This window comes from Cupriavidus sp. GW823-FHT07B10 (assembly GCF_058794355.1).
This window is the reverse complement of the sequence record NZ_JBXAGS010000009.1, coordinates 134,153-158,384: the sequence shown is the minus strand read 5'-3', so window position 1 is coordinate 158,384 and position 24,232 is coordinate 134,153. Positions and strand designations below refer to the sequence as shown.

Sequence of the window (24,232 nt, the reverse complement as noted above, 5' to 3'; positions counted from 1 at the left end):
AGCCATATATCGGCCAAAAATCAGATAGTTGCGATGATTTTTTCAAGTTCATCGCGAATGTCGGCAATGCTGCGCGTGGCGTCGATCACCCGGAAGCGCTGCGGCGACTGGGCCGCGCGGCGCAGGTATTCATCGCGGGTGCGCTGGAAGAACGCGCGCGATTCGGATTCGAACCTGTCAGGCGCGCGTGCGCCGGCCAGGCGCTCGCTGGCGGTTTCCAGCGGCACGTCGAACAGCAGCGTCAGATCCGGCTGCAGGCCGCCCTGCACCCAGTCTTCCAGCACTTCCAGGCGCTCGGTGGCCAGGCCCCTGCCCCCGCCCTGGTAGGCGAAGGTGGCGTCGGTGAAGCGGTCGGAAATCACCCACTTGCCGCGCTCCAGCGCGGGTGCGATGACCTCGGCGATATGTTCGCGCCGGGCCGCGAACATCAGCAGCGCCTCGGTTTCCAGGTGCATCTTGCGATGCAGCAGGATCTGGCGCAGGTCTTCGCCCAGCGAGGTGCCGCCGGGCTCGCGGGTGGTGACGACGCCGGCAATGTCGCTGCGTGCGCGCAGGCGGTCGGCGACCCAGTCGATATGGGTGCTCTTGCCGGCGCCGTCGATGCCTTCAAACGTGATGAATTTTCCGCGCATGGAATGCCTATTTGCCGCGCTGGTACTTGTCGACCGCGCGGTTGTGTTCGGGAAGCGAGTTGGAGAAATGGCTGCTGCCGTCGCCGCGGGCGACGAAGTACAGTGCGTCGGATGGCGCCGGCGTGGTGGCCGCCGCCAGCGAGGCCAGCCCCGGCAGCGCAATCGGCGTGGGCGGCAGGCCGGTACGGGTGTAGGTATTGTACGGGTTGTCGGCCTGCAGGTCGCGTTTGCGCAGGTCGCCGTCGAAGCCATCGCCCAGGCCGTAGATCACGGTCGGGTCGGTCTGCAGCATCATGTTCTTGCGCAGCCGGTTGATGAACACGGCGGCGATCATCGGGCGTTCGGCGGCCTGGCCGGTTTCTTTCTCGACGATCGATGCCATCACCAGGGCCTCGTACGGGGTCTTGTACGGCAGGTCGGGCGAGCGTGCGTTCCAGGCCTCGTTCAGGCGCCGCTGCATGGCACGGTAGGCGTGCTTGTACAGGTCGATATCGCTGCTGCCGCGCGCGAACAGGTAGGTGTCCGGGAAGAACATGCCTTCGGGCGAGGTCTCGGCCGCGCCGATTGCCTTCATCAGGTCCGCATCGGACATGTCCCGGGTGTCGTGCCGCAGCGCCGGGCTGGCGTCCACGGCGGCGCGCATCTTGCGGAATTCCCAGCCCTCGATCACCGTGACCACATAGTGCGTGACCTCGCCGCGCGCCAGCTTGCCGATGATCGACAGCGGCGTGGCGCCGGTCGCGAATTCATAGCCGCCGGCCTTCAGGTCAGGCCCGTGGCCGGTCAGGCGCACCAGCAGCATGAACAGCCGCGGGTCCATGCCGACGCCGCCGCGCTGGATCTGGCGGCCGACGCTGGCGACGCCGGAATTGGGCTTGATCACCACTTCCACGGGTGACTTGCTGAGGGGCAGCGGCTGATTGGCCCACCACGCGAACGCGCCCGCGGCCGCCAGCGCGAACACCAGGATGGCCAGGCCAAGACTAAGGAAAAATCGTTTCATGTATCAGGGATAGGGGCGGCTGACCGGATCCGTCGGAGGGCTTGCGCGCCACCGCTTGCCGCCACGTGCTGCCGGCGCCGGCCGAAAATCTCATAGCCCCATATAATAACCGGCAGCCTCGCACCGACCATGCGCCGCGGCGCCGGCGCCGCTTGACGGCCCGCCCGGCACGGCGCACGACCGGCACCTTCCCTCTCCCGAATTGCCTCAACGATTGCCACGCAATGCCAGTGATGAATGCCCAAGCCCAGGAACTCGCCGCAAACCTTGAAGCCTTGAGCGGCAGCGGCATCGTCTGCAGCCCGCCCGGGCTTGGCCTGGTCCGTGTGGCCGGCGACGATGCCGGCAGCTTCCTGCACACCCAGCTGACCAATGCGGTCGAAGACCTGAAGGCCGGCGCGGCCCGCCTGGCGGGCTATTGCTCACCCAAGGGGCGCCTGCTCGCCACCTTCCTGATGTGGCGCGATGTCGAAGGCATCGTGCTGCAGCTGTCGGCCGACATCCAGGCCCCGGTGCAGAAGCGCCTGTCGATGTTCGTGCTGCGCGCCAAGGCCAAATTGTCCGACATCACCCCCACCCATGCGATCCTCGGCCTCGCCGGGGCCGGCGCTGCCAAGGCCCTGGCCGCTGCGGGCCTGCCCGTGCCGGAGGTCGCCTTTGCCGTGGCCGAAGCCGACGGCATCACCGTGATCCGCCTGCCGGATGGCGCCGGCCAGCCGCGCTGGCAGCTGGTGCTGCCGGCCGAGCGCGCCGAGGCGGTGCGCGCGGCACTTGCCGCCTCGCTGCAGGATGCGACGCCCGCGCTGTGGGACTGGCTGGAAGTGCAGTCGGGCCTGCCGCGCATCGTCGCGGCCACGCAGGAGCAGTTCGTGCCGCAGATGATCAATTTCGAACTGGTGGGCGGGGTCAATTTCCGCAAGGGCTGCTATCCCGGCCAGGAAATCGTGGCGCGCAGCCAGTACCGCGGCACGCTCAAGCGCCGCATGTGGCTGGTGCAGGGTGAAGGCGAAGTGCCGGCGCCCGCGGCTGAAATCTACCGTCCGGAAGATCCGGGCCAGCCGTGCGGCATGATCGTCAACGCCGCACCGGCGCCCCAGGGCGGCTGGGCCGGGCTGGCCGAGCTGAAGATCGATGCCGCCGCCAGTGCGCTGCGCCTGGGCAGCGCCGAGGGCGCGGCAGTGGCTACGGCCACCCTGCCCTACGAGGTGCCGCTGGGCGAGGCCGCCCAGGCCGCTGGCTGAAACCCACAGGACCTGCCATGAGCGATCACCTCTACGTCTATTTCCGCGTCCCGGAAGCCGTTGCCGCCGAGGCGCTGCCGCACTGGCACCGCTGGATGGAGACTGTCGCCGAAGCAACCGGAATTGGTGGTACGCTGATGCGCAGGCCGGAAACCCGCGCCGGCGTGCAGACCTGGATGGAGTGCTATCCCGACGTGCCGCCCGCGTTCGATGCCACGCTGGAAGGCCTGTGGCGGCAGAGCGGGCTGGACCAATGGGTCGATGGCGAGCGGCGGGCCGAGCACTTTGTCGACCTGGACGTGCTGTAGGCGTCCAGGATGCCGTTGGACTGAAGTACGCCGGGTGCCACTGCAGCCACCCCGGCGGCAAAGGAAGCAAAGCGATGTGTCTGATCCTGGTTGCCTGGCAATCCCACCCCGACTATGCCCTGGTCGTCGCCGGCAACCGCGATGAATTCTATGTCCGCCCCGCGGCGGCCGCGCACTGGTGGCAGGATGCACCGCAGGTGCTGGCCGGGCGCGACCTGGCGGAAGTCATCGGCGAGCCCGGCACCTGGATGGGCGTCAACGCCGACGGCCGCTTCGCGGCACTGACCAACTACCGCGCCCCGTCCGAAAAACGCACCGACGCGCGCTCGCGCGGCGAGCTGGTGGCCGGTTTCCTGCGCGGACGCGAGGCGCCGTTCGACTACCTGGACGGCCTCGCCGGCGAAGACGGCCGCTACAACGGCTTCAACCTGCTGGCGAGCGACCTGCGTGAACTCTGGTGGTACAGCAACCGCGCCGCCTCGCGCCAGCCGCAACGGCTGCGCCCGGGGCTGTACGGCCTGTCCAACGCCCTGCTCGACACGCCCTGGCCCAAGGTGCGCAGCCGCGTGGGCGCGCTGGCCGAAGTGCTGGCCGCCGACAGCGGCCAGGCCAACGCCAGCGCCGAGCCCTACCTGCAAATGCTCGCCGACGAGCGCCAGGCGGCGGATTTCGAACTGCCTGCCACGGGCGTGGCACCGGAATGGGAAAAGCTGCTGTCGTCGGCCTTCATCCGCTCGCCGCTGTACGGCACGCGCGCCAGCACGGTGCTGCGCGTGCGCCACGATGGCCGTTTCGACCTGAGCGAGCGCAGCTTCGACGCCGACGGCCGCATCGGCGACGTCAACTTCCACGGCAAGCTGAACCTGCAACGCGACACCGGCATCGTGCCAGCGCCGCGCTGAGGCCCGCTGGAACCGAGGATTCCGGCGCTCAGCCGGCCAGCCGCTTGCGCATCTCCACGTGCGGGATGCCCGCCTCTTCGAATTCCGGCCCCACCTGCGCAAAGCCCACGCGCGCATAGAATGGCGCCGCGTGCGTCTGCGCATTGAGCACCAGTTCCGGGTAGCCAAGCGCTTCAGCCTTGCGCATCAGCGCGTCCAGCACCATTGCACCGACACCGGTGCCACGCACGGACTGCAGCACCGCCATGCGCCCGATATGGCCATCCGGCAGCAGCCGTCCGGTGGCCACCGGCGTGCCATCCTCGGCCAGCGCCAGCGCGTGCCAGCTCGGCTCGTCCCACTCATCCCATTCCAGTTCCACCGGCACGCATTGCTCTTCGACGAAGACGGTGTAACGGATGGCGCGCGCGCGTTCGCGCGCTTCGGACCAGGGGCAGATCAGGACAGTGATGGACATGGCGTGTGGAATCAGGCGCTTGGAGAACGATTGCGTCGGGCAGGGGATGCGGACGGGCGCCCATGATACGCCAGTGTCGCAGTGACCGTCGATGCACCAAAGCGGATCACTCGCCGCATCTCCGCTCTTGAAGTTGCACCATATCAGGGTTTGCCCGGGGTCGGCAGCGTCCTAGCAAATTTGTATGATGACCTGATTACCGAATAACCCGGGAAGCTGCCGTGTTCCAGAAAGTCCCTGCCCGCGCCCTCACCGACAATGTCGCCGAACAACTGCTGGACAAGATCCAGAGCGGCGCCTTTGCCCGCGGCGACAAGCTGCCGACCGAGGCGGTGCTGTCCGGGGAATTCGGCGTCAGCCGCACCGTGGTGCGCGAAGCCATCTCCCGGCTCAAGTACGAAGGCGTGGTGGAGTCGCGCCAGGGCAGCGGCGTGTTCGTGACGCTACAGGCCGGCATCCGGCCGCTGCGCATCGACTACACCGAAACCGGCACGCTGGAATCGGTGCTGCAGATCGTCGAACTGCGCCGCGCGATCGAGGCCGAGGTGGCCGCGCAGGCCGCCCGCCGCCGCACCGATGCGTCGATGGCGGCCATCGACGCCGCACTGGCCCGGCTCGACGAAGAGGTTGCGCAAGGCGGCGACGGCGTGGCCGAAGACGTGGCCTTCCACCGCGCCATCGCCGAGGCCACCGGCAACCCGTATTTCCTGAAGACGCTGGCCTTCCTCAGCCAGTACCTGGAAGCGGCCACGCGCGTGACCCGCACCAACGAGGCGCGCCGCGCGGACTTTTCGCGCCAGGTGCGTGAAGAACACCAGGCCATCGTCGCCGCCATCCGCGCCGGCGACCCGTTGGCCGCGCGCAATGCCGCGCAGAACCATATGTACAACGCCGCGCACCGTCTCGCCCAGCTGGGTGCGGACGAGAGCGGCGAAGCGCACGGCGCCGCCAACTGACGCGCGCGCAAGCCCGAACCATCGAATTATCCGTATCTGTTTCAGGAGTCCCTTCATGTCCAGGAATATCGGCGTCATCGGCCTTGGTGCCATGGGCTTTGGTGTCGCGCAGTCGCTGCTGCGTGCCGGCTTCAACGTGCACGCGTGCGACCTGCGCCCCGAAGTGCTGCAGCGCTTTGCCGATGCCGGCGGCGTGCCGTGCGCCTCGCCCGCCGAGCTGGGCAGCCGTTGCGACGTGGTGCTGACGCTGGTGGTCAACGCGCAGCAGACCGAGGCCGTGCTGTTCGGCGCCAACGGTGCCGCGGCCGCGATGCAGCCGGGCAAGCTGGTGATCGCCAGCGCCACCGTGCCGCCGGGCTTTGCCGAGGCGCTAGGCCGCCGGCTGGCGGAACAGGGCCTGCTGATGCTGGACGCACCGGTCTCCGGCGGCGCCGCGCGCGCCGCCAGCGGCGAAATGACCATGATGACTTCCGGCCCGGCCGAAGCCTACTCGCTGGCCGAGGACGTGCTGGCCGCCATCGCCGGCAAGGTGTATCGCCTGGGTGCCGCGCATGGCGCGGGCTCCAAGGTCAAGATCATCAACCAGCTGCTGGCCGGCGTGCATATCGCCGCGGCCGCCGAAGCGATGGCGCTGGGCCTGCGCGAAGGCGTGGACCCCGATGCGCTCTATGACGTGATCACGCACAGCGCGGGCAACTCGTGGATGTTCGAGAACCGCGTGCCCCATATCCTGAAGGGCGACTACACGCCGCTGTCGGCGGTCGACATCTTCGTCAAGGACCTGGGCATGGTGCTCGACACCGCGCGCCACAGCAAATTCCCGCTGCCGCTGTCGGCCGCCGCGCACCAGATGTTCATGATGGCGTCGACCGCCGGCCATGGCGGCGAGGACGACTCGGCCGTGATCAAGATCTTCCCGGGCATCGAACTGCCGGGCAAGGCTGAATAAGGGAGAAGCGAAGATGACCGCAGGCACCCTCGCCCATCGCCCGCTGTTGGGCTGCATCGCCGACGATTTCACCGGCGCCACCGACCTCGCCAACACGCTGGTGCGCAATGGCATGCGCACCGTGCAGACCATCGGCCTGCCCGACGTGGGCGCCGTGCAGGACATTGGCGAAGCCGATGCGCTGGTGGTGGCGCTCAAGTCCCGCACCATCCCGGCCGTCGAGGCCGTGGCCCAGTCGCTGGCCGCGCTGCAATGGCTGCGCGCGCAGGGCTGCCGCCAGTTCGTATTCAAGTACTGCTCCACCTTCGACTCGACCGATGCCGGCAATATCGGCCCGGTGGCCGAGGCGCTGCTGGCGGCACTGGACAGCGACTTCACCATCGCCTGCCCGGCCTTCCCCGAAAACGGCCGCACCATCTTTCGCGGCCACCTGTTCGTGGGCGATGCGCTGCTCAATGAATCGGGCATGGAGCACCATCCGCTGACGCCGATGACCGATGCCAGCCTGGTGCGCGTACTGCAGCGCCAGAGCAAGAACAAGGTCGGGCTGCTGCGCTACGACGCGGTTGCGCGCGGCGCGCATGCCACCGCCGAGCGCATCGCTGCGCTGCGCAGCGACGGCGTGCGCATGGCGATTGCCGATGCGGTGTCCGACGCGGACCTGTTCACGCTGGGCGAGGCCTGCGCCAACCTGCCGCTGATCACCGGCGGCTCCGGCATCGCGCTGGGACTGCCCGAGAATTTCCGCCGCGCCGGCCTGCTACCGCAGCGCGGTGACGCGGCCTCGGTGCCGGCCATCGACGGCCCGGGCGTGGTGCTGGCCGGCAGCGCCTCGCGCGCGACCAATGGCCAGGTAGCACGCTGGCTGGAGCAAGGCCGCCCGGCGCTGCGCATCGACCCGCTCGCGCTGGCACGCGGCGAAGCCGTTGCCGACGCGGCGCTGGCCTTTGCCGACGGTCATGGCGAACCGGTGCTGATCTACGCCACCTCCAGCCCCGACGAAGTCAAGGCCGTGCAGGCCGAACTGGGCGTCGAGCGCGCCGGACACCTGGTCGAACAGTGCCTGGCCACGGTTGCCGCCGGGCTGCTGGCACGCGGCACGCGCCGCTTCGTCGTGGCCGGCGGCGAAACCTCCGGCGCGGTGGTGCAGGCGCTGGGCGTGCGCGCCTTGCGTATCGGCGCGCAGATTGCACCGGGCGTGCCGGCCACCGTCACGCTGGATGCCAAGCCGCTGGCACTGGCGCTCAAGTCGGGCAACTTCGGCGGCCCGGATTTCTTTGACGAAGCGCTGCGCCAGCTTGGAGGTCACTGATGAGCACCGAAAGCAAGCTGCGCGAAGAGATCTGCCGCATCGGCGCCAGCCTGTACCAGCGCGGCTATACCGTGGGCTCGGCCGGCAATATCAGCGCGCGGCTGGACGACGGCTGGCTGATCACGCCGACCGATGCCTGCCTGGGGATGATGGACCCGGCCGCGGTCGCCAAGGTGGCCACCGATGGCAGCTGGGTCTCCGGCGACAAGCCGTCCAAGACGCTGATGCTGCATCGCGCGATCTACGACAACAACCGCGAGGCGCACGCCGTGGTGCATACGCACTCGACGCACCTCGTGGCCCTGACGCTGGCCGGTGTCTGGCAACCGGACGACGTACTGCCGCCGCTCACGCCCTACTACGTGATGAAGGTCGGCCATATCCCGCTGATTCCCTACCATCGCCCCGGCGATCCGGCCGTGGCCGCGCGCGTGGCCACGCTGGCCGCGCAGGTGCGTGGCGTGCTGCTGGAGCGCCTTGGTCCGGTAGTGTGGGAATCCAGCGTCTCGCGCGCCGCGTTCGCGCTGGAAGAACTGGAGGAAACCGCCAAGCTATGGATGACGATGAAAGACACGCCGGGCTTCGCCGCCCGCGCTGCGCTGCCCGACGGCGCACTGACTGAGCTGCGCGACGCCTTCCAGGCGCGCTGGTAACAACCGCTTTTCCCCGATAAACGACGGCTTCACCCGGCGCGGTTGCCTTGCGGCCACCGTGCGGGGGACGCGCATGCCTGCAGTCCGCGCGCCGCCGCATTAGACCCACCACCATACCCGGAGACCACCGTGAATCCAAACCAACCGGCGGCAAGCGTGCCCGCCCTTGACAGCCTGGGCGGCAACGCCCGGCTGGACACCGAAGCCCAGATCGAAAAACGCGCCTACAGCAAGGTGTTCTGGCGCGTCATGCCGTTCCTGATGCTGTGCTACGTGGTCGCCTACCTGGACCGCGTCAATGTCGGCTTCGCCAAGCTGCAGATGGGCCAGGACCTGGCCTTCTCCGAAACCGTGTTCGGCCTCGGCGCCGGCCTGTTCTTTATCGGCTACTTCCTGTTCGAGGTGCCCAGCAACCTGCTGATGCATCGTATCGGCGCGCGCATCTGGATCGCGCGCATCATGATCACGTGGGGCATCATCTCGGCGCTGTTCCTGTTCGTGAAGACGCCGACCCAGTTCTACGTGATGCGCTTCCTGCTCGGCCTCGCCGAAGCGGGTTTCTATCCCGGCGTGATCCTGTACCTGACCTACTGGTTCCCGGCCAACCGCCGCGGCAAGATGATCGCGCTGTTCATGTCGGGCATCCCCATCGCGGGCATGTTCGGCAATCCGCTGTCGGGCTGGATCATGGACGCGTTCAATGGCACGCACGGCATGCGCGGCTGGCAATGGATGTTCCTGCTCGAGGCCCTGCCCGCGCTTGTGATCGGCGTGGTGACGGTGTTCGTGCTGCGCGACGGCATCGACAAGGCGCCGTGGCTCGACGCCGATGAAAAGCGCGTGCTCAAGCGCAATATCGAGGAAGACCAGCGCGGCGCCCATAACGCCGCCAGCGCCGCCGGCAAGGCCCACGGCCACTCGCTGGGCGCGGTGTTCTCCGACCGCCGCGTGTGGTGGATGTGCCTGATCTACTTCTGCTTCGTCACCGGCCAGTACGCGCTGACCTTCTGGATGCCGACGCTGGTGAAGGCCAGCGGCGTGACCGGCAACCTGAACATCGGCCTGCTGTCGGCGATCCCGTTCATCTGCGCCGTGATCGTCATGAACATCCTGGGCCACAGCGCCGACGCACGCCGCGAGCGCCGCTGGCACCTGATCGTGCCGGCGCTGATGGGTGCCACGGGCTTTGCCATTGCGGCCTCGTTCACCAACAATACAACGGTGGCCATCGCCGCGCTGTCGCTGGCCGCCGCCGGGGTGCTGACCTGCGCGCCGCTGTTCTGGTCGCTGCCGACCTCGTTCCTGTCGGGCATTGCCGCCGCTTCCGGTATTGCCGTGGTGAATTCCGTCGGCAACCTGGCCGGTTTCGTGTCGCCGTACATGGTCGGCGCGCTGAAGGACATGACGCAAAGTACGCAGCTGCCCATGTACGTGCTGTCCGCGATCCTGGTCGTCGGCGCCGTGCTGGTGTGGCTGACGCCCGCTAAACTGGTCAACCGCTGATCCTGGCCGGCCCGCTTTCGACGTAGTCTCGATCGGGCCGGATCCGTACCACCGCTTTGGAGTTCCGAATGCCGCGCTTCGCCGCAAACCTCTCGATGATGTACAACGAGCACGCCTTCCTGGACCGCTTTGCCGCAGCCGCGGCCGACGGCTTCCGGGCGGTGGAGTTCCTGTTCCCGTACGAGCACGCCGCCGCCGAGCTGCGCGCGCGCCTGGACGCGAACGGCCTCACACAGGCACTGTTCAACGCGGCGCCGGGCGACTGGGCAGCAGGCGAACGCGGCCTGGCCGCCCTGCCCGGGCGCGAGGCGGATTTCCGCGGCACCATCGGCCGCGCGCTGGAATACGCCGGCGTGATCGGCAATGACCGCATCCACGTGATGGCGGGCCTGATCCCTGCCGATGCCGACCGCGCGCGCTGCCGCGCCACATACCTCGAGAACCTCGCCTTTGCTGCCAACGCTGCCGCCGCCCAGGGCGTGACCGTGCTGATCGAGCCGATCAACACGCGCGACATGCCGGGCTATTTCCTGAACCGCCAGGACGACGGCCAGGCTATCTGCAAGGAAGTCGGCGCGGCCAACCTGAAGGTGCAGTTCGACTGCTACCACTGCCAGATCGTCGAAGGCGATGTCGCGATGAAGCTCAAGCGCGACATCGCGGGCATCGGCCATATCCAGATCGCCGGCGTGCCCGAGCGCCATGAGCCGGACGTGGGCGAGCTGAACTATCCCTACCTGTTCGAGGTCATGGACACGCTCGGCTACGACGGCTGGATCGGCTGCGAATACCGCCCGCGCGCCGGCACCTCGGCCGGCCTGGGCTGGCTCAAGCCCTACCTGGGCCGCTGATCGCGACCAACCCCAAGAACAACCGCTCCCATCCTGCCATGAACGTACTGATTACCGGCGGCGCCGGCTTCCTCGGCCTGCAACTCGCCCGCCTGCTGCTGCAACGCGGCACCCTGAACCTGGACGGCCAGCCCGTGGCCATCAAGCGCCTGACGCTGCTGGACGTGGTAGCGCCGCAAGGCCTGGACGATGCGCGCGTGCGCGTGGTCACCGGCGACCTGTCCGACCCGGCCGTGCTGCGCCAGGCCATCGACACCGACACTGGCGCCGTGTTCCACCTGGCGGCCGTGGTCAGCGGCCAGGCCGAGGCCGACTTCGACCTGGGCATGCGCGTCAACCTGGACGCCTCGCGCGCGCTGCTGGAAACCTGCCGCGAGCTGGGCCACCAGCCGCGCGTGCTGTTCACCAGCTCGGTCGCGGTCTACGGGGGCCAGTTGCCGCCGGTGGTGCAGGACGATACCGCGCTGAACCCGCAATCGTCATACGGCGTGCAGAAGGCCATCGGCGAGCTGCTGCTGTCGGACTACAGCCGCCGCGGCTTTGTCGACGGCCGCGTGCTGCGCCTGCCGACCATCAGCGTGCGCCCCGGCAAACCCAATGCGGCGGCCTCGTCGTTCGCCAGCGGCATCATCCGTGAGCCGCTGTCTGGTGTTGCTGCCAACTGCCCGGTGGCACCGGAAACGCCGCTGTGGCTGCTGTCGCCGCGAGCGGCCGTCGCGGCACTGGTCAATGGCATCGAACTGGCCGGCGAACGGCTGGGCAACCGCCGCGTGGTGAACTTGCCGGGGTTGTCGGTCACGGCTGCCGGCATGATCGAAGCCCTGCGCCGCGTGGCGGGCAATGCCGTGGCGGACCGCGTGACGTGGGAGCGCGAAGCGCGCGTGGAGAACATCGTCGGCACCTGGCCGGCGGCGTGGAACGCGGAGCGTGCGCTGGCGCTGGGGTTCCAGAGCGACGCGAGCTTTGATGAGGTGATTCGCGCCTATATGGAAGATGCGGGGCTGGCCAAGTAAGCGAATCTCGCCTCCCTGCTGCGACGGCCCTAATATTTGCTGAGAGCCGCTCCCGCTCCCCTCTCCCGCTTGCGGGAGAGGGGAGCAAACAAGCGGGATTTGAAGACTCGTCGGCACGGAATCACCCCGCCGGCTTCACCACCTCATACCCCTCGATAATCTCCCGCACCGGCCCCGGAATCGCCGCCGATTTCTGCGTGGCCGGGTCCGCGCACACATAGACGATCTCACCGGTAATCAGGTGTTCGTCGCCGCGGAACATCTCCACCCGGAACAGCATGCTCGAGCGCCCCAGGCGCGACATGCGGCCGCGGATTTCCAGCTCGTCGTCAAAGCGCGCCGAGGCGTGGTATTCCAGCGTGGACTTGACCACGAAGATGTCCACGCCATGCGCGTGCAGCACATCTTCCGGATAGCGGATGCCCAGCGCACGCCAGTACTCGGTCACGCAGATATCGCAGTACGTCAGGTAGTGCGCGTTGAAGACGATCGACTGCGGATCGACTTCGGCCCAGCGCACGCGCAGCGGGATGCTGTGGCGAAAATCCTCTTTGGCCATCGGCCTGGTCTCCTTGTTTGTCGTGGCTTGTCAAAGCACCAGGCCGCCGGCCCGCCGGACAGGACCGGCAGGCGCGGCGGCCTGGATCGATGATGGCGGCGGCAGGCTGATTGCGCTTACTGTGCCTTGGCCAGCCCCAGCTTCTCGATGATCGCCTTTTCCTTCTTGACGGTCTCGGCCGCAAACTGCGCGTATTGCTGGCTGTTCATGTAGTACGGCTCCATGTCGAACTTGGCCAGCGATTCGCGGTAGTTGGGCATGTCCATGGCCTTCTTGAAGGCGTCATGCAGCTTCTGCACGATCTTCGGATCGGTGCCCTTGGGCGCGACCAGGCCGAACGGCGAGGTCTGCACGATGCCGATGCCCAGTTCCTTCAGCGTCGGCACGTTGGGGAAGCGCGCCGAGCGCTTCTCGCCCCAGGTCGACAGCAGGCGCAGCTTGCCCTGCTCAACGTACGGTGCCCATGCCGGCGTGTCGGCCACCGACATCACGTGGCCGCCCAGCAGCGCCTGCATCGACTCGGAATTGCCCTTGTAGGGGATGTGCGAGAACTGCACGCCCTGCTTCATCGCCAGCTCTTCCATGGTCAGGTGCAGCGTGGTCATCGAGCCCGGCGAACCGTAGGTCAGCTTGCCCGGATTGGCCTTGGCGTAGGCAATGTACTCCTGCATCGTCTTGATCGGCGAATCGGCCGGCACCACCAGGCCGAACGAATAGCCGGCGAGGTTGATGATGTAGTTCAGGTCCTTGACCGGGTCCCAGTTGATCTTGGTGGTGTACGGCAGGCGGTAGACCGGCATGGCGACCTGGGCCAGCGTGTAGCCGTCCGGCGCGGTGGACTGCATCATCTGCGCGGGCAGCACGCCACCCGCGCCGGGCTTGTTCTCGACGATCACGGGCTGGCCCAGGATCTTGGAGGCGTTGTCGGCGAGCACGCGGAACGGGATATCCGTGGAGCCGCCGGCGGTGTAGCCGATCACCAGGCGGATCGGGCGCTGCGGGAACTTGTCGGCCTGTGCCTGGGCGGGCATGGCGGCAAGGCCCAGTGCCGCGGTGGCGGCGGCGATGCCCGCGCGGGCGATGAAGTGGCGGCGTTGCATTTGACTATGTCTCCTTGTGCTGCAAGTCACTGCTGAAAATGGAAGGCCAGGGCCGGTGCGGCCCTGACCGTGGCTGCTGGTCTAGTTGTGCGGTGTGCCGAACGCGGCGCGCAGCGCGGCAACGGCCTCGGCATGTGCCTGCGCCACCGCCGGCACGAACCGGCCCAGCTTGAAGAAATCATGGATCATGCCGGGGTAGTCCGCCAGCGTGGCGGCCACGCCGGCGGCGCGCAGCTTCTCCGCGTAGGCCACACCCTCGTCATGCAGCGGATCGTAGCCGGCCACGGCGATCCAGGCCGGGCATGTGCCGCGCACCTCGGCGCCGGCGCCGCCGCCATCCAGCGGGGCGAAACGCCAGTCGTCGCGGCTGGCTTCCTGGTCCAGGTACTGGGCAAAGAACCAGCGGATCATGTCCGCCGTCAGCAGGTAGCCATCGGCCAGCGCGCGGTGCGACGGCGTGTCCTGGCGTGCACAGGTGCCGGGATAGATCAGCAACTGCAGCACGGGCGCCAGGCCCGCATTGCGGGCCTCCACGGCACACGCCGCGGCCAGCGTGCCGCCGGCGCTGTCGCCACCCACGGCGATGCGCGCCGGGTCGGCACCCAGCCGGCCGGCTTCGGCGAAGACCCAGTGCAGCACATCGAAGGCGTCGTTGGCCGCCGTCGGGAAACGCCATTGCGGCCCGAGCCGGTAGTCCACCGACAGCACCATGCAGTCCGCCTGGCCACACAGCAGCCGGCACAGCGGATCGTGCGAATCGACGCTGCCGACCGTGAAGCCGCCGCCATGGAAATACACCAGCAAGGGCAGCGGCTCGGTCCAGCTGGCCTCGCGCGGGGTGTACAGCCTGAGCGGGATGGCGTGGCCGTCGCGCGCCGGCGCCAGCAGGTCTTCCGCCATATACACGGGCGGCGGGTTGATATCGAGGATCGGCGCGCTTTTCTCGTAGGCGATCTTGGCGTCCTCGGGCTCCATCGCGTGGATCGGCGGCCGCTTGGCGCGCGCGATCAGCTCCAGCAGCGCGGCCACCTGCGGGTCGAGCGGGCTGGACGGCAGGCCGGGCGTGGCGGGCGCATCAGGGCTGGAAGACGGTGCGGCGGACATAGGGAATGACGCGGATCCGGAGCCGGTGCCAGCGGCGTGCAGAAGTTCTGCGCGTCGCCCGCATCGGGACAAGTTCGAATTGTGAACGATCGTTCGATTTTAGTATGATGCCAGATGTTCCAGGTGCCCGGCAGTACGAGATAACCCCGAAAAGTCGCTGTCAGCCTGCCACGCGGCAAGTTTTTGCGCGATGATCGGCTGAAGCGGTCCCGAGGGCTCCGGAAACGCAGTAGTGCAGGTCCATTGAAACCCAAGACAGCGGGCCTGGCGAGCATCCGCTCCAGGCCCGTGCAAAAGACAATTTGGCGGCAGATCCCGGCAGGAGACAAGCAAACATGGCGTTTATCTACTATCTGACCCACATCCACCTGGATTTCGGCGCGGTAAGCCTGCTCAAGTCCGAATGCGAGCGCATCGGCATCCGCCGCCCGTTGCTGGTGACCGACAAGGGCGTGGTCGCCGCGGGAGTGGCGCAGCGTGCCATCGATGCGATGCAGGGCCTGCAGGTTGCGGTATTCGATGAAACCCCGTCGAACCCGACCGAGGCCATGGTGCACAAGGCCGCCGCACAATACCGCGAAGCCGGCTGCGACGGGCTGGTGGCAGTGGGCGGCGGCTCGTCGATCGACCTCGCCAAGGGCATCGCCATCCTGGCCACGCATGAGGGCGAGCTGACCACTTATGCCACCATCGAAGGCGGCAGCGCCAGGATCACCGACAACGCGGCGCCGCTGATCGCGGTGCCCACCACCTCGGGCACCGGCAGCGAGGTGGCGCGCGGCGCCATCATCATCCTGGACGACGGCCGCAAGCTGGGCTTCCATTCCTGGCATTTGCTGCCCAAGTCCGCCGTCTGCGACCCGGAACTGACGCTGGGGCTGCCGGCCGGGCTGACCGCGGCCACCGGCATGGATGCGATCGCGCACTGCATCGAGACCTTCCTGGCCCCCGCCTTCAACCCGCCCGCGGACGGCATTGCGCTGGACGGGCTGGAGCGCGGCTGGGGCCATATCGAACGCGCCACCCGCGACGGCCAGGACCGCGACGCACGCCTGAACATGATGAGCGCGTCGATGCAGGGCGCAATGGCGTTCCAGAAGGGGCTGGGCTGCGTGCATTCGCTGTCGCACCCGCTGGGCGGGCTGAAGATCGACGGCCGCACCGGCCTGCACCACGGCACGCTCAACGCGGTGGTGATGCCGGCGGTGCTGCGCTTCAACGCCGATGCGCCCACGGTGGTGCGCGACGACCGCTACGCACGCCTGCGCCGCGCCATGCACCTGCCCGACGGCGCCGATATCGCGCAGGCCGTGCACGACATGACCGTGCGCCTGGGCCTGCCCACCGGGCTGCGTCAGATGGGTGTCACCGAGGACATGTTCGACAAGGTGATTGCCGGTGCGCTGGTCGACCATTGCCACAAGACCAACCCGAAAGAAGCCAGCGCCGCGGATTATCGGCGTATGCTTGAGCAGTCCATGTAGCACACAGCGGCTTCCCGCCGGTCAGACCGACCAAGCGGCTGTCCGGCGGCCCTCCCTCCACAGCGCAGGAGACAACATGAGCGGCGAGCACTTGCAGGTAGTCCATGGCGATATCACCCGGATGGAAGTCGATGCCATCGTCAACGCGGCCAATAGCGGCCTGTTGGGCGGCGGCGGCGTCGACGGGGCCATCCACGGGGCAGGCGGCTCCGCGATCAAGGAGGCCTGCCGCGCGATCCGCGACACGCAGGGCGGCTGCCCCACCGGCGAGGCGGTGATCACTACCGGCGGCCACCTGCCGGCGCCATACGTGATCCACGCGGTCGGGCCGGTCTGGCAAGGCGGCGACCAGGGCGAGGACGAACTGCTCGCCAACGCCTACCGCAACAGCATCCGGCTGGCGGCGCAGCACCACCTGCGCAGGCTGGCCTTTCCCAATATCAGCACCGGCATCTACGCCTTCCCGCGCGAGCGCGCGGCGGATATCGCCATCGCCGCGGTGCGCGAGGCGCTGGCCGCGGCGCCGGAGATCGAGCAGGTCACCTTCGTCTGCTTCGACGACGAGAACTACCGCCTGTACCGCGAGCGCTTGTCCTGAGACGGATCGCGGGGCATGCCCCGCGATCTCCACCGCCTGCGTCAGAACTTGTGGCGCAGGCCCACGCGCAACACCGCCTGGCTGTCATCGGCCGACGGACGCACGCCGTTGATCGCGGCCACCGCGCGCTTGCCGGTGGAATCGATCCCCGAGGCCTTCTGGTAGATCGCCATCGCGTAGACATCGGTGCGCCTGGACAGGCTGTAGTCCGCCCCCAGCACGAACTGCCGGTAGCTGGCGTCATTGATGCCGCTGCCCCTGGCATAGTCCGCGGCCACGCCCATCAGCAATGCCGGCGTCACCTGGTACTTGAAGCTGACTTCCACATTGTTGAAGGTCGCGGTGCCGCGATAGCCGAACGGATTCGGGCCGGACGACAGGTCTCCCAGGTCCTTGAAGCGCGTGTTGGAGTACGTGGTCCCGACCGTGGCCGCGCCGAAGCTGTACGCTGCGCCCGCGGCAAAGACTTCCTGCGAGCGCGCCGACGCGTAGCCCGACTGCACCGGCGAGCCGATATTGGTCAGCGTGTTCAACGGTGCCGAGCCGGTGGTGTTGGCCGTGACACCGGTGCCGTAGAACGAGGTATTGGGGTTCCTGACGTTCAGGTAGCCGATGCCGAGCAGCAACGGCCCGCTGCCATAGCCCGCGCCCAGCGACCAGATCTGGTTGCGCGCCGGGCTGCCCGCCACGCCGCCCAGGCTGTAGACCCCGCCAAAACTCAGGCCGCCGTAGTTCTGGCTGCGGAACTTGATGGCGTTGTTGACCCGGGCGGAGTTGTTCAGGTTGTCGATATCGCCGGGGTGGGCGTTGTAGAAGCCGCCCCATTGCGCGCCGATGTTGAGCGGACCGACAAAATCCACCACCGAGTCGTACTGGCGGCCCATGGTCACCGTGCCGTAGTTGCCGGACAGGCCGACGTACGCCTGGCGCCCGAATATCAGGCCGCCCTGCCCCAGCTTGCCGCTGCTGGCGTCGAAGCCGTTTTCCAGCACGAACAGCGCCTTCATGCCACCGCCCAGGTCCTCACTGCCGCGCAGGCCGAAGCGGCTGGCCTGGATCACGCCGCTGACCAGGCTAAACTGGTGATGGCCACCGGCGTTGTTGTTGTAGGTCAGGCCTTCATCGACGACGCCATAGAGGGTCACGCTGCCCTGTGCGCAAGCCATCTGCGCGAATCCGCCGATCAATGCAAAACCTGCAAGCTGCTTTTTCATTCTGTTTCCTCCGTCTATGAATTTGTTGCCGCACCTGTTGATTCGCGTCCCTCGCATATGCGCCGACTGGGTGCGGGCCCTCCCGGAACTGCCTTCGAAAACCACTGCAACGACACCTGCTGAGGGATTCCGCCCGCGTTTCGCTGGCGATGGGCGTGACAAAGCCGCTCACGCCGTGAGCACGGCTTTGCGCCGCTGGCGCAAAGCCGAACATCCACCCCTGGAAAAATCAGAACCAAGAACCGCCGCGCGTTTTGAAAACGACGAGACGCAGGCAGGAATGCGCGTCAGGCCGTCCCGCCCGGCAGCCGCCGCGCCTTAGCCATCGAAATGGATCCAGGGCCGGCGCAACCGGTCCGCGCCCTGGAACGCGTCGATGCTTGACGCCAGCTTCAGCGTCAGCGCGATCGGGTCCAGCCCTTCAAGCAGCATCTGCCGCTGCTCGCTGCCCAGCGTGAAGCCGTACCGCGCGCCCGCCGGCGACACCACTTCCAGCTGCCGGAGGTCGACCGTCACCTGCCGCGTGGCCGGCGCTGCGGCGCAGTCGTCGGCGAGTGCCTGCACCGTTGCCATCGGCAGCACCACCGGAAGCAGGCCGTTGCGCACGCAGTTGTTGTGGAAGATGGCACCGAAGCCGGGCGCAACGATGGCGCGGATGCCGAACTCCTTCAGCGCCCACACCGCATGCTCGCGCGAGGAGCCGCAGCCAAAATTGCTTCCGGCCAGCAGGATCGACGCCCCGGTGTACTCCGGCTGGTTCAGCACGAACAAGGGATCGGGGCTGCGGTCCGTCCCCGCCAGGTAGCGCCAGCCGGCGAACAGGCCCTCGGCCAGCCCGTGCCTGGAGACGCGCTTCATTTCCCGCGACGGGATGATGGCGTCGGTGTCGATGTTGATGCGCAGCAGCGGCGCGGCCACGCCGCGATGCATGGTAAATGGCTCCATCTCAGGCTCCCGGCAGCCGGCGCGGGTCGGCGATGCGCCCCAGCACGGCCGATGCCGCCACGGTGGCCGGGCTGGCAAGGTGGGTGCGGGTCTGCGGGCCCTGGCGGCTTTCAAAATTGCGGTTGGTGCTGCTGATCACGCGCTGCCGGTGGCCGAAGCTTTCGCCGCCGGCGTAGAAGCACATCGAGCAACCCGATTCACGCCACTCGAATCCCGCTTCACGGAACACGCGATCCAGCCCTTCGGCCTCGGCGGCGCGCTTGACGGCGCTGGAACCCGGCACGCAGATGGCCGTCACGCCGGGCGCCACCTTGCGTCCGGCCAGCACACCGGCCGCGCTGCGCAGGTCCGACAGCCGGCTGTTGGTGCAGGAGCCGATAAATGCGGCATCGATGGCGATGTCCGCCATCCGCTGCCCGGGACGCAGGTCCATGTAGGACAGTGCGCGCTCCATGGCCTGGCGCGTATCGGCATCGATCGCCATGGCGGGGTTGGGCACGGCGCCGTCGACGGCCACGCCGTGCTGCGGGCTGGTGCCCCAGGTCACCATCGGCGCCAGCTGCCTGCAATCCACCGACAGCTCGCGGTCGAACACGGCGTCGGCGTCGCTGTACAGGCTGCGCCAGTGCCACAGCGCTGGTTCCCACTGCGCACCGGCGGGCGCATACGGCCGGCCGGCGAGGTATTCGAAGACCGTGTCGTCGGGCGCGACAATGCCCGAGAACGCCGAGAACTCCACCGCCAGGTTGCACAGCGTCAGGCGCGCCTCGACCGGCAGGCTGCGCACCGCGCTGCCGCCGAATTCGAGCATATGGCCGCCGGCGCCCGCCGCCGAGTAGCGTGCGATCAGCCACAGCATCAGGTCCTTGGCGCCGACGCCCGCTGGCAGCGCGCCGTCGAACGACACCCGCATGGTGCGCGGCCGCGTCACGCGCAGCGTCTGCGTCGCCAGCGCATGTTCCGCCTCGGACGAGCCGATGCCCCAGGCCAGCGCGCCCAGGCCGCCCTGCGTGCAGGTATGGCTGTCGGGACAGACCACGGTGGTGCCGGGCAAGGCAATGCCCTGTTCCGGCGACACCACATGGACGATGCCCTGGCCGGGATCGCCGATATCGAACAGCCGGATGGCCTCGCGCCTGGCGCTGTCGCGCGTGCTGGTGATAAAGGCCTCGCCGCCCGGCATCAGCGTGCTGTCGTTGCGCCCGGGCCGCGTATCGACGATATGGTCCATGGTGCAGAACGCCAGCGCCGGCGCGCGCACGCGCCGCCCGGCCGCGCGCAGCGAGCTCAGCGCGATGCTGCCGGTGCGCTCGTGCAGGAAGACGCGGTCTATATGCAGCAGGCTGGCGCCGTCCAGTTCGGCAATGGCATGCGCCTGCCAAATCTTGTCGAACAGGGTCCGGCCCTGGGACATGGCGCTCATCGCTGCGCTCCGATCGCGCGCTCACTCTCCAGCGTGTCGATGGCGTCGCCGCTCATGCCCGCGGCCAGCAGTGCCGTGCGCGAATGCTCGCCGGCGCGCGGCAGGTCGCGGTAGACGTCGAAGCGCCGCCCGTCCATCGCAATCGGCAGCGCCGGCAGCCGCACCTGCTGGCCCGAGGGCAGCGTCACCGGCACCAGCCCGCCGCCCGCGTTCAGGTGCGGATCGTCGAACAGGTCTTCGGGCCGGGAAATCGGCGCGAACGGCAGGCCACACGCTTCCAGCTTCGCCATCAGTTCCTGCTTGCCGAAGCTGCGGAACATCGGCGCCAGCGCGCCCAGCACGCGCGGCCGCTGCCGCACGCGTCCGTCGTCCAGGGTGGGGTCGCCGATGAAGTCGGCCAGTGCAAACGCCTCGCAGAACTTGCGCCACTGCGTGTCGCTGACGATGCCGACAAAGACCGGGGTTCCTTCCATGGTCTCGAAGGTGTCATAGACCCCCCACGCCGAACTGCGCACCGTCATCGGCGGAGCGGGCGTGCCCGTCACGGCCTGCTGTGCCATGTGCTGGCCGACCAGGAAGGCCGTGGTCTCGAACAGCGAGCTGCACACATGCTGCCCGCGTCCGGTCCGGTGCCGTTCCTGCAGCGCGCCGAGAATGGCGATCACGCCGAACATCGCGCCGGTGACGTCGATCACCGAGGCGCCGGCGCGCATCGGCTTGCCCGGCAGGCCCGTCATATAGGCCAGCCCGCCCATCATCTGGGTGACTTCGTCCAGTGCCACGCGCCGGTCGTAGGGGCCGGCAAGAAAGCCCTTGGCCGAGCAGTAGATCAGGCCGGGGTTGTGCGCCGCCAGCACGCCGTAGCCGAAGCCGTTCTCGTCCATCGCCCCGGCACGGAAGTTCTCGATCACCACGTCGGCGCTGTCCACCAGCCTGCGCACGGCGTCCCTGCCCGCTGCCGACTTCAGGTCCGCGCACAGGCTCTGCTTGTTGCGGTTGTACATGGCGAAGTAGCCCGCGCCCGAGCCCCCCAGCCGGCGCGTGTTGTCGCCGCCGGGCGGCTCGACCTTGGTCACCTCCGCGCCCATGTCGGCGAGGATCATGCCGATCGCCGGCCCCATCACCATGTGGGTGAATTCGACTACCTTCAGGCCAACCAGCGGCCTGTCCATTGTTGTCATCCGTCGCTCCTGCTGATCATTGCCACGCCGCCAGGACGGCAGGCACGAAGCCCTTGGGCAGGCCGGCCTCCGGCGTGTGCCCGTAAAGCGGTTCGTCCGCCAGGTTGGCCCTGACGATGTCGCGCACGCGGAACAGCGCCTCCAGGTCGATGCCGGTGCGCAGCCCCATCGACTCGAGCAGGAACACCAGGTCCTCCGTCACCACATTGCCGCTCGCGCCGGGCGCGAACGGACAGCCGCCGAGCCCGCCCAGCGAGGCATCGACCGTGGTCAGGCCCACGTCGATCGCCGCCAGCACATTGGCCAGCCCCTGCCCGCGCGTGTTGTGCAGGTGGATGCCGCTCAGGTGCTGCTGCCCGATCGCGCGCCATACCGCCAGCGTCAGGCTGCGCACCTGGCGCGGATTGCCGTAGCCGGTGGTGTCGGACAAGCCGACTTCGTCGCAGCCCGCGTCCATTAGCGCTTCGGCCAGCCCGACCACGCGCGCCTCGGCGACCGGGCCTTCCAGCGTGCAGCCGAATGCGGTCGACAGCCCCGCCTCGAAGCGCGGCCGCGCATGGGCCGGCAAGGCGCGGATGCGTTCGGCAATCCGCCGGACCTCGCGCAGCATCTGCTCATGGGTGCGGTTGACGTTGCGCAGGCTGTGCGTCTCGCTGACCGACACCGGGATGGTGAGCTTGTGCACGCCGGCGCCGATGGCGCGCTCGGCGCCCACGTAGTTGGGCACCAGTGCCGCCACCGTGAGCCCGCCGATGCCGAGCGCGTGCGCCACCACCTCGGCCGTGTCCGCCATCTGCGGCAGCACCGTGGCCGGAACGAACGAGCCGACCTCGATCTCGCGCACGCCGGCGGCGGCTTCCGCGCTGATCCAGGCCTTCTTGGCCGCGGTCGCCATCACGCGCCGGGTCATCTGCAGGCCGTCGCGCGGGCCGACTTCGCTGACCAGTACGTCGATGTTCTGCATGTTTGCTGTCATGGGTTTTCCTGTGGTTGGGAATCCTGTGCCGCGAACGCCGCGAGAATCTCGCCCGCGCCCGCGCTCCAGACTTCAGGTCTTGCCATCACGTATTCGAGCGCGGCTTCCAGGTAGCGGATCCGGTGCGGCTGCCCCAGCACCCACGGGTGCACGGACAGCGCGAGGATGCGCCCGCCCTGTTCGCGCGCTTCGTCGAGCAGCAGGTCGCAGGCGTCTTTCACCTGCCGCGCCCACGATGCTTCCGGGTGCAGGTTCTCCATCAGCACGAAGCGGTCCTCCAGCTCGGTCGACAGCGGCATCGCCCACAACTTGCCGTGGCGCGTGCGGAACGGGTAAGGCATGTCGTCGTTGACCCAGTCGCACAGGTACTCGATGCCGTTGGCGCGCAGCAGCTCCGGCGTATTGGCGCTCTGCAGCTTGCCGGGGCTGAGCCAGCCGCGGACGTCTTGCCCGCTGAGCGTACGCAGCCGGTCCAGCGAACGCCGGACGACTTCCGCCTCGACGGCTTCATCCAGGCCGCCGGCGTGTGCGGTGTCCATGCTCCATGAATGGCCGATGATCTCGTCGCCGCGCTCGCTCACCGTGGCGAGCAGCGACGGATACAGCTCGGCCAGCCGCGCATTGATGGCAAAGGTCGGGCGCACGCCGTAGCGGTCGAAGCCGCGCAGCATCCGGTGGATGCCGATGCGGTTGCCGTAGTCGCGCAGCGTGTAGTGGCGCAGGTCCGGATACGGCATGGTCATGTTGCCCGGCACCGCCACCGGTTTGCCGGTCGGGTTCAGCGGGAAGAACTGCAGGCTGACGTTGACCCACAGGGCCAGCGTCTTGCCGCCTGGCCAGCGCACCGGCGCGCGGCTTGCCAGCATCGACCAGTCATAGCGGTCGTGGTCCATGCCGGCGCGGCGGTGCGGGTATTGCGGGGCTTGATGGTCGCGTGGCATCAGCACGCCCTCCGCACCGGGTTGGCTGCGGCAATCGCAGCCGCGGCCGTGTCGTAGCAATGTTCGAGGTAGTAATCGGCGATCTCGCGGCCGGTGGTGACCCAGACATCCGCGTGGCCAGTGATGTATTCCAGCGCTTCCTCGAAGGCGCGCAGCCGGTGCGGGCAGCTGACCTGGTAGTTATGGGTCGGGATGCACATCACGGTGCCGGACTCGGCCCCTTCCGCATAGAGCCGGTCGAAGCAGTCCTTCAGCATCTGCCCGTAGCGGCGCGGCTCGGCCTTGTTCACCACGTAGGCGATGGTGTCGTTCATCTCCAGCGAGTACGGCAGCGAGATAAAGCGCTGGCCGCCGCGCACGCGCACCGGCGTGGGCTGGTCGTCATGGAACAGGTCGCAGGTATAGCGGCCGCCCAGTTCGGCGAACAAGTCCAGAGTCGATTCGCTGTGCGACAGCGTTGGCGCCAGGTAGCCGGCCGGCTTGCTGCCGGTGCAGTCCTCGATGATCTGCATCGACTCGCGGATCATCTCGCGCTCCTGTTCCTCGGACATGCCGTAGGTGTAGCGCGTGTTGTAGATGCCGTGCGAGAAGAACTCCCACTCGCGCTCCATGCACATCGCCACGATCTCGGGGTGATGCACGCACAGCGCCGCCGACAGCGACACCGAGCCGCGGATGCCGTACTTGTCCAGCAGCCGCATCTGGCGCTGATGGCCGACGCGGTTGCCGTAGTCGCGGATCGAGTAGCCCGGCACCGCGGGGTACGGATGGGGCCATGCGCGCCGGTGCGGATTGCCTGGCGGGTCGAGTTCGTAGAACTCGATGTTGGGCGCGACCCAGAAGGCCAGCCGTGCCCCGCCCGGCCAGCTGATCCTGGGGCGGTCCTGGTAGGGCCAGTAGTCGTAGTAGCCGGGGCTTTCACGCATG

Annotated in this window: 25 protein-coding genes; 12 read left to right on the top strand and 13 right to left on the bottom strand. The window is 68.1% G+C overall.

Annotation, left to right across the window (positions count from 1 at the left end):
- Positions 1 to 20: 20 nt before the first annotated feature.
- The gene (gene tmk, locus AC1Q6V_RS20040) at positions 21 to 632 is read right to left on the bottom strand and encodes a dTMP kinase (protein WP_010810003.1); all 612 of its coding nucleotides are present in this window, start codon (positions 630 to 632) and stop codon (positions 21 to 23) included.
- Positions 633 to 639: 7 nt separating this feature from the next.
- Positions 640 to 1,635, bottom strand: a complete 996-nt coding sequence (gene mltG, locus AC1Q6V_RS20035) for an endolytic transglycosylase MltG (RefSeq protein WP_454750098.1) — start codon at positions 1,633 to 1,635, stop codon at positions 640 to 642.
- A 224-nt stretch (positions 1,636 to 1,859) separates the two neighbouring features.
- Between mltG and ygfZ the strand changes: the two genes are divergently transcribed.
- The 3 genes from ygfZ to AC1Q6V_RS20020 all read left to right on the top strand — a co-directional run bounded on the left by ygfZ (position 1,860) and on the right by AC1Q6V_RS20020 (position 4,086).
- Positions 1,860 to 2,876, top strand: a complete 1,017-nt coding sequence (ygfZ, locus tag AC1Q6V_RS20030; RefSeq protein ID WP_081050197.1) for a CAF17-like 4Fe-4S cluster assembly/insertion protein YgfZ — start codon at positions 1,860 to 1,862, stop codon at positions 2,874 to 2,876.
- Positions 2,877 to 2,893: 17 nt separating this feature from the next.
- Complete coding sequence (locus AC1Q6V_RS20025; RefSeq protein ID WP_010810006.1) at positions 2,894 to 3,184, top strand: DUF4936 family protein; 291 nt, start codon at positions 2,894 to 2,896, stop codon at positions 3,182 to 3,184.
- A gap of 74 nt (positions 3,185 to 3,258) precedes the next feature.
- Positions 3,259 to 4,086 carry an NRDE family protein gene (locus AC1Q6V_RS20020; protein ID WP_010810007.1) on the top strand — a complete coding sequence of 276 codons (828 nt, stop codon included), beginning with the start codon at positions 3,259 to 3,261 and terminating at the stop codon, positions 4,084 to 4,086.
- 28 nt (positions 4,087 to 4,114) lie between these two features.
- Here the strand turns inward: AC1Q6V_RS20020 and AC1Q6V_RS20015 are convergent, their stop codons facing one another.
- Complete coding sequence (locus tag AC1Q6V_RS20015) at positions 4,115 to 4,543, bottom strand: GNAT family N-acetyltransferase (RefSeq protein ID WP_010810008.1); 429 nt, start codon at positions 4,541 to 4,543, stop codon at positions 4,115 to 4,117.
- Between the two features lie 221 nt (positions 4,544 to 4,764).
- Between AC1Q6V_RS20015 and AC1Q6V_RS20010 the strand changes: the two genes are divergently transcribed.
- From AC1Q6V_RS20010 to denD, 7 genes are all read left to right on the top strand, one after another.
- On the top strand, positions 4,765 to 5,499 hold the full coding sequence (locus tag AC1Q6V_RS20010) for a FadR/GntR family transcriptional regulator (RefSeq protein ID WP_010810009.1): 735 nt from the start codon (positions 4,765 to 4,767) through the stop codon (positions 5,497 to 5,499).
- A 55-nt stretch (positions 5,500 to 5,554) separates the two neighbouring features.
- Positions 5,555 to 6,448: an L-threonate dehydrogenase gene (gene ltnD, locus AC1Q6V_RS20005; RefSeq protein ID WP_011615152.1), complete on the top strand. Its 894-nt coding sequence runs from the start codon at positions 5,555 to 5,557 to the stop codon at positions 6,446 to 6,448.
- Positions 6,449 to 6,461: 13 nt separating this feature from the next.
- Entirely contained in the window at positions 6,462 to 7,760 is a 1,299-nt protein-coding gene (gene otnK, locus AC1Q6V_RS20000) for a 3-oxo-tetronate kinase (RefSeq protein ID WP_010810011.1), read from the top strand.
- The gene (gene otnC / locus AC1Q6V_RS19995) at positions 7,760 to 8,413 is read left to right on the top strand and encodes a 3-oxo-tetronate 4-phosphate decarboxylase (protein WP_010810012.1); all 654 of its coding nucleotides are present in this window, start codon (positions 7,760 to 7,762) and stop codon (positions 8,411 to 8,413) included. Before otnK ends, otnC begins: the two co-directional genes overlap by 1 nt.
- Before the next feature lie 129 nt (positions 8,414 to 8,542).
- Complete coding sequence (locus AC1Q6V_RS19990) at positions 8,543 to 9,916, top strand: MFS transporter (RefSeq protein ID WP_010810013.1); 1,374 nt, start codon at positions 8,543 to 8,545, stop codon at positions 9,914 to 9,916.
- A gap of 68 nt (positions 9,917 to 9,984) precedes the next feature.
- On the top strand, positions 9,985 to 10,767 hold the full coding sequence (gene otnI / locus AC1Q6V_RS19985; RefSeq protein ID WP_010810014.1) for a 2-oxo-tetronate isomerase: 783 nt from the start codon (positions 9,985 to 9,987) through the stop codon (positions 10,765 to 10,767).
- A gap of 38 nt (positions 10,768 to 10,805) precedes the next feature.
- Positions 10,806 to 11,780 (top strand): D-erythronate dehydrogenase, encoded by a 975-nt coding sequence (gene denD / locus AC1Q6V_RS19980; RefSeq protein WP_011615150.1) that lies wholly within the window; start codon positions 10,806 to 10,808, stop codon positions 11,778 to 11,780.
- A 121-nt stretch (positions 11,781 to 11,901) separates the two neighbouring features.
- Here the strand turns inward: denD and AC1Q6V_RS19975 are convergent, their stop codons facing one another.
- From AC1Q6V_RS19975 to AC1Q6V_RS19965, 3 genes are all read right to left on the bottom strand, one after another.
- The gene (locus AC1Q6V_RS19975; RefSeq protein WP_010810016.1) at positions 11,902 to 12,339 is read right to left on the bottom strand and encodes a YbgC/FadM family acyl-CoA thioesterase; all 438 of its coding nucleotides are present in this window, start codon (positions 12,337 to 12,339) and stop codon (positions 11,902 to 11,904) included.
- A gap of 116 nt (positions 12,340 to 12,455) precedes the next feature.
- Complete coding sequence (locus AC1Q6V_RS19970; RefSeq protein ID WP_454750097.1) at positions 12,456 to 13,439, bottom strand: tripartite tricarboxylate transporter substrate binding protein; 984 nt, start codon at positions 13,437 to 13,439, stop codon at positions 12,456 to 12,458.
- A gap of 81 nt (positions 13,440 to 13,520) precedes the next feature.
- On the bottom strand, positions 13,521 to 14,543 hold the full coding sequence (locus AC1Q6V_RS19965) for an alpha/beta hydrolase (RefSeq protein WP_011615148.1): 1,023 nt from the start codon (positions 14,541 to 14,543) through the stop codon (positions 13,521 to 13,523).
- Between the two features lie 335 nt (positions 14,544 to 14,878).
- Between AC1Q6V_RS19965 and gbd the strand changes: the two genes are divergently transcribed.
- Together gbd and AC1Q6V_RS19955 are read left to right on the top strand one after the other, a co-directional pair.
- Entirely contained in the window at positions 14,879 to 16,027 is a 1,149-nt protein-coding gene (gene gbd, locus AC1Q6V_RS19960) for a 4-hydroxybutyrate dehydrogenase (protein ID WP_454750096.1), read from the top strand.
- 76 nt (positions 16,028 to 16,103) lie between these two features.
- Positions 16,104 to 16,625: an O-acetyl-ADP-ribose deacetylase gene (locus AC1Q6V_RS19955; RefSeq protein ID WP_010810020.1), complete on the top strand. Its 522-nt coding sequence runs from the start codon at positions 16,104 to 16,106 to the stop codon at positions 16,623 to 16,625.
- Between the two features lie 41 nt (positions 16,626 to 16,666).
- On the opposite strand, the gene AC1Q6V_RS19950 is transcribed toward AC1Q6V_RS19955, so the two are convergent.
- From AC1Q6V_RS19950 to AC1Q6V_RS19920, 7 genes are all read right to left on the bottom strand, one after another.
- Positions 16,667 to 17,839 (bottom strand): porin, encoded by a 1,173-nt coding sequence (locus AC1Q6V_RS19950; RefSeq protein ID WP_454750095.1) that lies wholly within the window; start codon positions 17,837 to 17,839, stop codon positions 16,667 to 16,669.
- 318 nt (positions 17,840 to 18,157) lie between these two features.
- Positions 18,158 to 18,784 (bottom strand): 3-isopropylmalate dehydratase small subunit, encoded by a 627-nt coding sequence (leuD, locus tag AC1Q6V_RS19945; protein ID WP_010810022.1) that lies wholly within the window; start codon positions 18,782 to 18,784, stop codon positions 18,158 to 18,160.
- A gap of 1 nt (position 18,785) precedes the next feature.
- Positions 18,786 to 20,207 (bottom strand): 3-isopropylmalate dehydratase large subunit, encoded by a 1,422-nt coding sequence (locus AC1Q6V_RS19940; RefSeq protein WP_454750094.1) that lies wholly within the window; start codon positions 20,205 to 20,207, stop codon positions 18,786 to 18,788.
- Positions 20,204 to 21,388, bottom strand: a complete 1,185-nt coding sequence (locus AC1Q6V_RS19935; protein WP_454750093.1) for a CaiB/BaiF CoA transferase family protein — start codon at positions 21,386 to 21,388, stop codon at positions 20,204 to 20,206. Before AC1Q6V_RS19935 ends, AC1Q6V_RS19940 begins: the two co-directional genes overlap by 4 nt.
- A 16-nt stretch (positions 21,389 to 21,404) precedes the next feature.
- Positions 21,405 to 22,364: a hydroxymethylglutaryl-CoA lyase gene (locus tag AC1Q6V_RS19930; RefSeq protein WP_011615144.1), complete on the bottom strand. Its 960-nt coding sequence runs from the start codon at positions 22,362 to 22,364 to the stop codon at positions 21,405 to 21,407.
- Positions 22,361 to 23,305: a polysaccharide deacetylase family protein gene (locus AC1Q6V_RS19925; protein ID WP_010810026.1), complete on the bottom strand. Its 945-nt coding sequence runs from the start codon at positions 23,303 to 23,305 to the stop codon at positions 22,361 to 22,363. The genes AC1Q6V_RS19930 and AC1Q6V_RS19925 overlap by 4 nt, the downstream gene beginning before the upstream one ends.
- The gene (locus AC1Q6V_RS19920) at positions 23,305 to 24,231 is read right to left on the bottom strand and encodes a polysaccharide deacetylase family protein (RefSeq protein WP_454750092.1); all 927 of its coding nucleotides are present in this window, start codon (positions 24,229 to 24,231) and stop codon (positions 23,305 to 23,307) included. Before AC1Q6V_RS19920 ends, AC1Q6V_RS19925 begins: the two co-directional genes overlap by 1 nt.
- Position 24,232 lies beyond the last annotated feature (1 nt).

What these genes read in the sequence shown, in the direction of transcription:
- tmk (WP_010810003.1), bottom strand. Translation starts at nt 632, where the DNA reads ATGCGCGGAAAATTCATCACGTTTGAAGGCATCGACGGCGCCGGCAAG.
- mltG (WP_454750098.1), bottom strand. Translation starts at nt 1,635, where the DNA reads ATGAAACGATTTTTCCTTAGTCTTGGCCTGGCCATCCTGGTGTTCGCG.
- ygfZ (WP_081050197.1), top strand. Translation starts at nt 1,860, where the DNA reads ATGCCAGTGATGAATGCCCAAGCCCAGGAACTCGCCGCAAACCTTGAA.
- AC1Q6V_RS20025 (WP_010810006.1), top strand. Translation starts at nt 2,894, where the DNA reads ATGAGCGATCACCTCTACGTCTATTTCCGCGTCCCGGAAGCCGTTGCC.
- AC1Q6V_RS20020 (WP_010810007.1), top strand. Translation starts at nt 3,259, where the DNA reads ATGTGTCTGATCCTGGTTGCCTGGCAATCCCACCCCGACTATGCCCTG.
- AC1Q6V_RS20015 (WP_010810008.1), bottom strand. Translation starts at nt 4,543, where the DNA reads ATGTCCATCACTGTCCTGATCTGCCCCTGGTCCGAAGCGCGCGAACGC.
- ltnD (WP_011615152.1), top strand. Translation starts at nt 5,555, where the DNA reads ATGTCCAGGAATATCGGCGTCATCGGCCTTGGTGCCATGGGCTTTGGT.
- otnK (WP_010810011.1), top strand. Translation starts at nt 6,462, where the DNA reads ATGACCGCAGGCACCCTCGCCCATCGCCCGCTGTTGGGCTGCATCGCC.
- otnC (WP_010810012.1), top strand. Translation starts at nt 7,760, where the DNA reads ATGAGCACCGAAAGCAAGCTGCGCGAAGAGATCTGCCGCATCGGCGCC.
- otnI (WP_010810014.1), top strand. Translation starts at nt 9,985, where the DNA reads ATGCCGCGCTTCGCCGCAAACCTCTCGATGATGTACAACGAGCACGCC.
- denD (WP_011615150.1), top strand. Translation starts at nt 10,806, where the DNA reads ATGAACGTACTGATTACCGGCGGCGCCGGCTTCCTCGGCCTGCAACTC.
- AC1Q6V_RS19975 (WP_010810016.1), bottom strand. Translation starts at nt 12,339, where the DNA reads ATGGCCAAAGAGGATTTTCGCCACAGCATCCCGCTGCGCGTGCGCTGG.
- AC1Q6V_RS19970 (WP_454750097.1), bottom strand. Translation starts at nt 13,439, where the DNA reads ATGCAACGCCGCCACTTCATCGCCCGCGCGGGCATCGCCGCCGCCACC.
- AC1Q6V_RS19965 (WP_011615148.1), bottom strand. Translation starts at nt 14,543, where the DNA reads ATGTCCGCCGCACCGTCTTCCAGCCCTGATGCGCCCGCCACGCCCGGC.
- gbd (WP_454750096.1), top strand. Translation starts at nt 14,879, where the DNA reads ATGGCGTTTATCTACTATCTGACCCACATCCACCTGGATTTCGGCGCG.
- AC1Q6V_RS19955 (WP_010810020.1), top strand. Translation starts at nt 16,104, where the DNA reads ATGAGCGGCGAGCACTTGCAGGTAGTCCATGGCGATATCACCCGGATG.
- AC1Q6V_RS19950 (WP_454750095.1), bottom strand. Translation starts at nt 17,839, where the DNA reads ATGAAAAAGCAGCTTGCAGGTTTTGCATTGATCGGCGGATTCGCGCAG.
- leuD (WP_010810022.1), bottom strand. Translation starts at nt 18,784, where the DNA reads ATGGAGCCATTTACCATGCATCGCGGCGTGGCCGCGCCGCTGCTGCGC.
- AC1Q6V_RS19940 (WP_454750094.1), bottom strand. Translation starts at nt 20,207, where the DNA reads ATGAGCGCCATGTCCCAGGGCCGGACCCTGTTCGACAAGATTTGGCAG.
- AC1Q6V_RS19935 (WP_454750093.1), bottom strand. Translation starts at nt 21,388, where the DNA reads ATGACAACAATGGACAGGCCGCTGGTTGGCCTGAAGGTAGTCGAATTC.
- AC1Q6V_RS19930 (WP_011615144.1), bottom strand. Translation starts at nt 22,364, where the DNA reads ATGACAGCAAACATGCAGAACATCGACGTACTGGTCAGCGAAGTCGGC.
- AC1Q6V_RS19925 (WP_010810026.1), bottom strand. Translation starts at nt 23,305, where the DNA reads ATGCCACGCGACCATCAAGCCCCGCAATACCCGCACCGCCGCGCCGGC.
- AC1Q6V_RS19920 (WP_454750092.1), bottom strand. Translation starts at nt 24,231, where the DNA reads ATGCGTGAAAGCCCCGGCTACTACGACTACTGGCCCTACCAGGACCGC.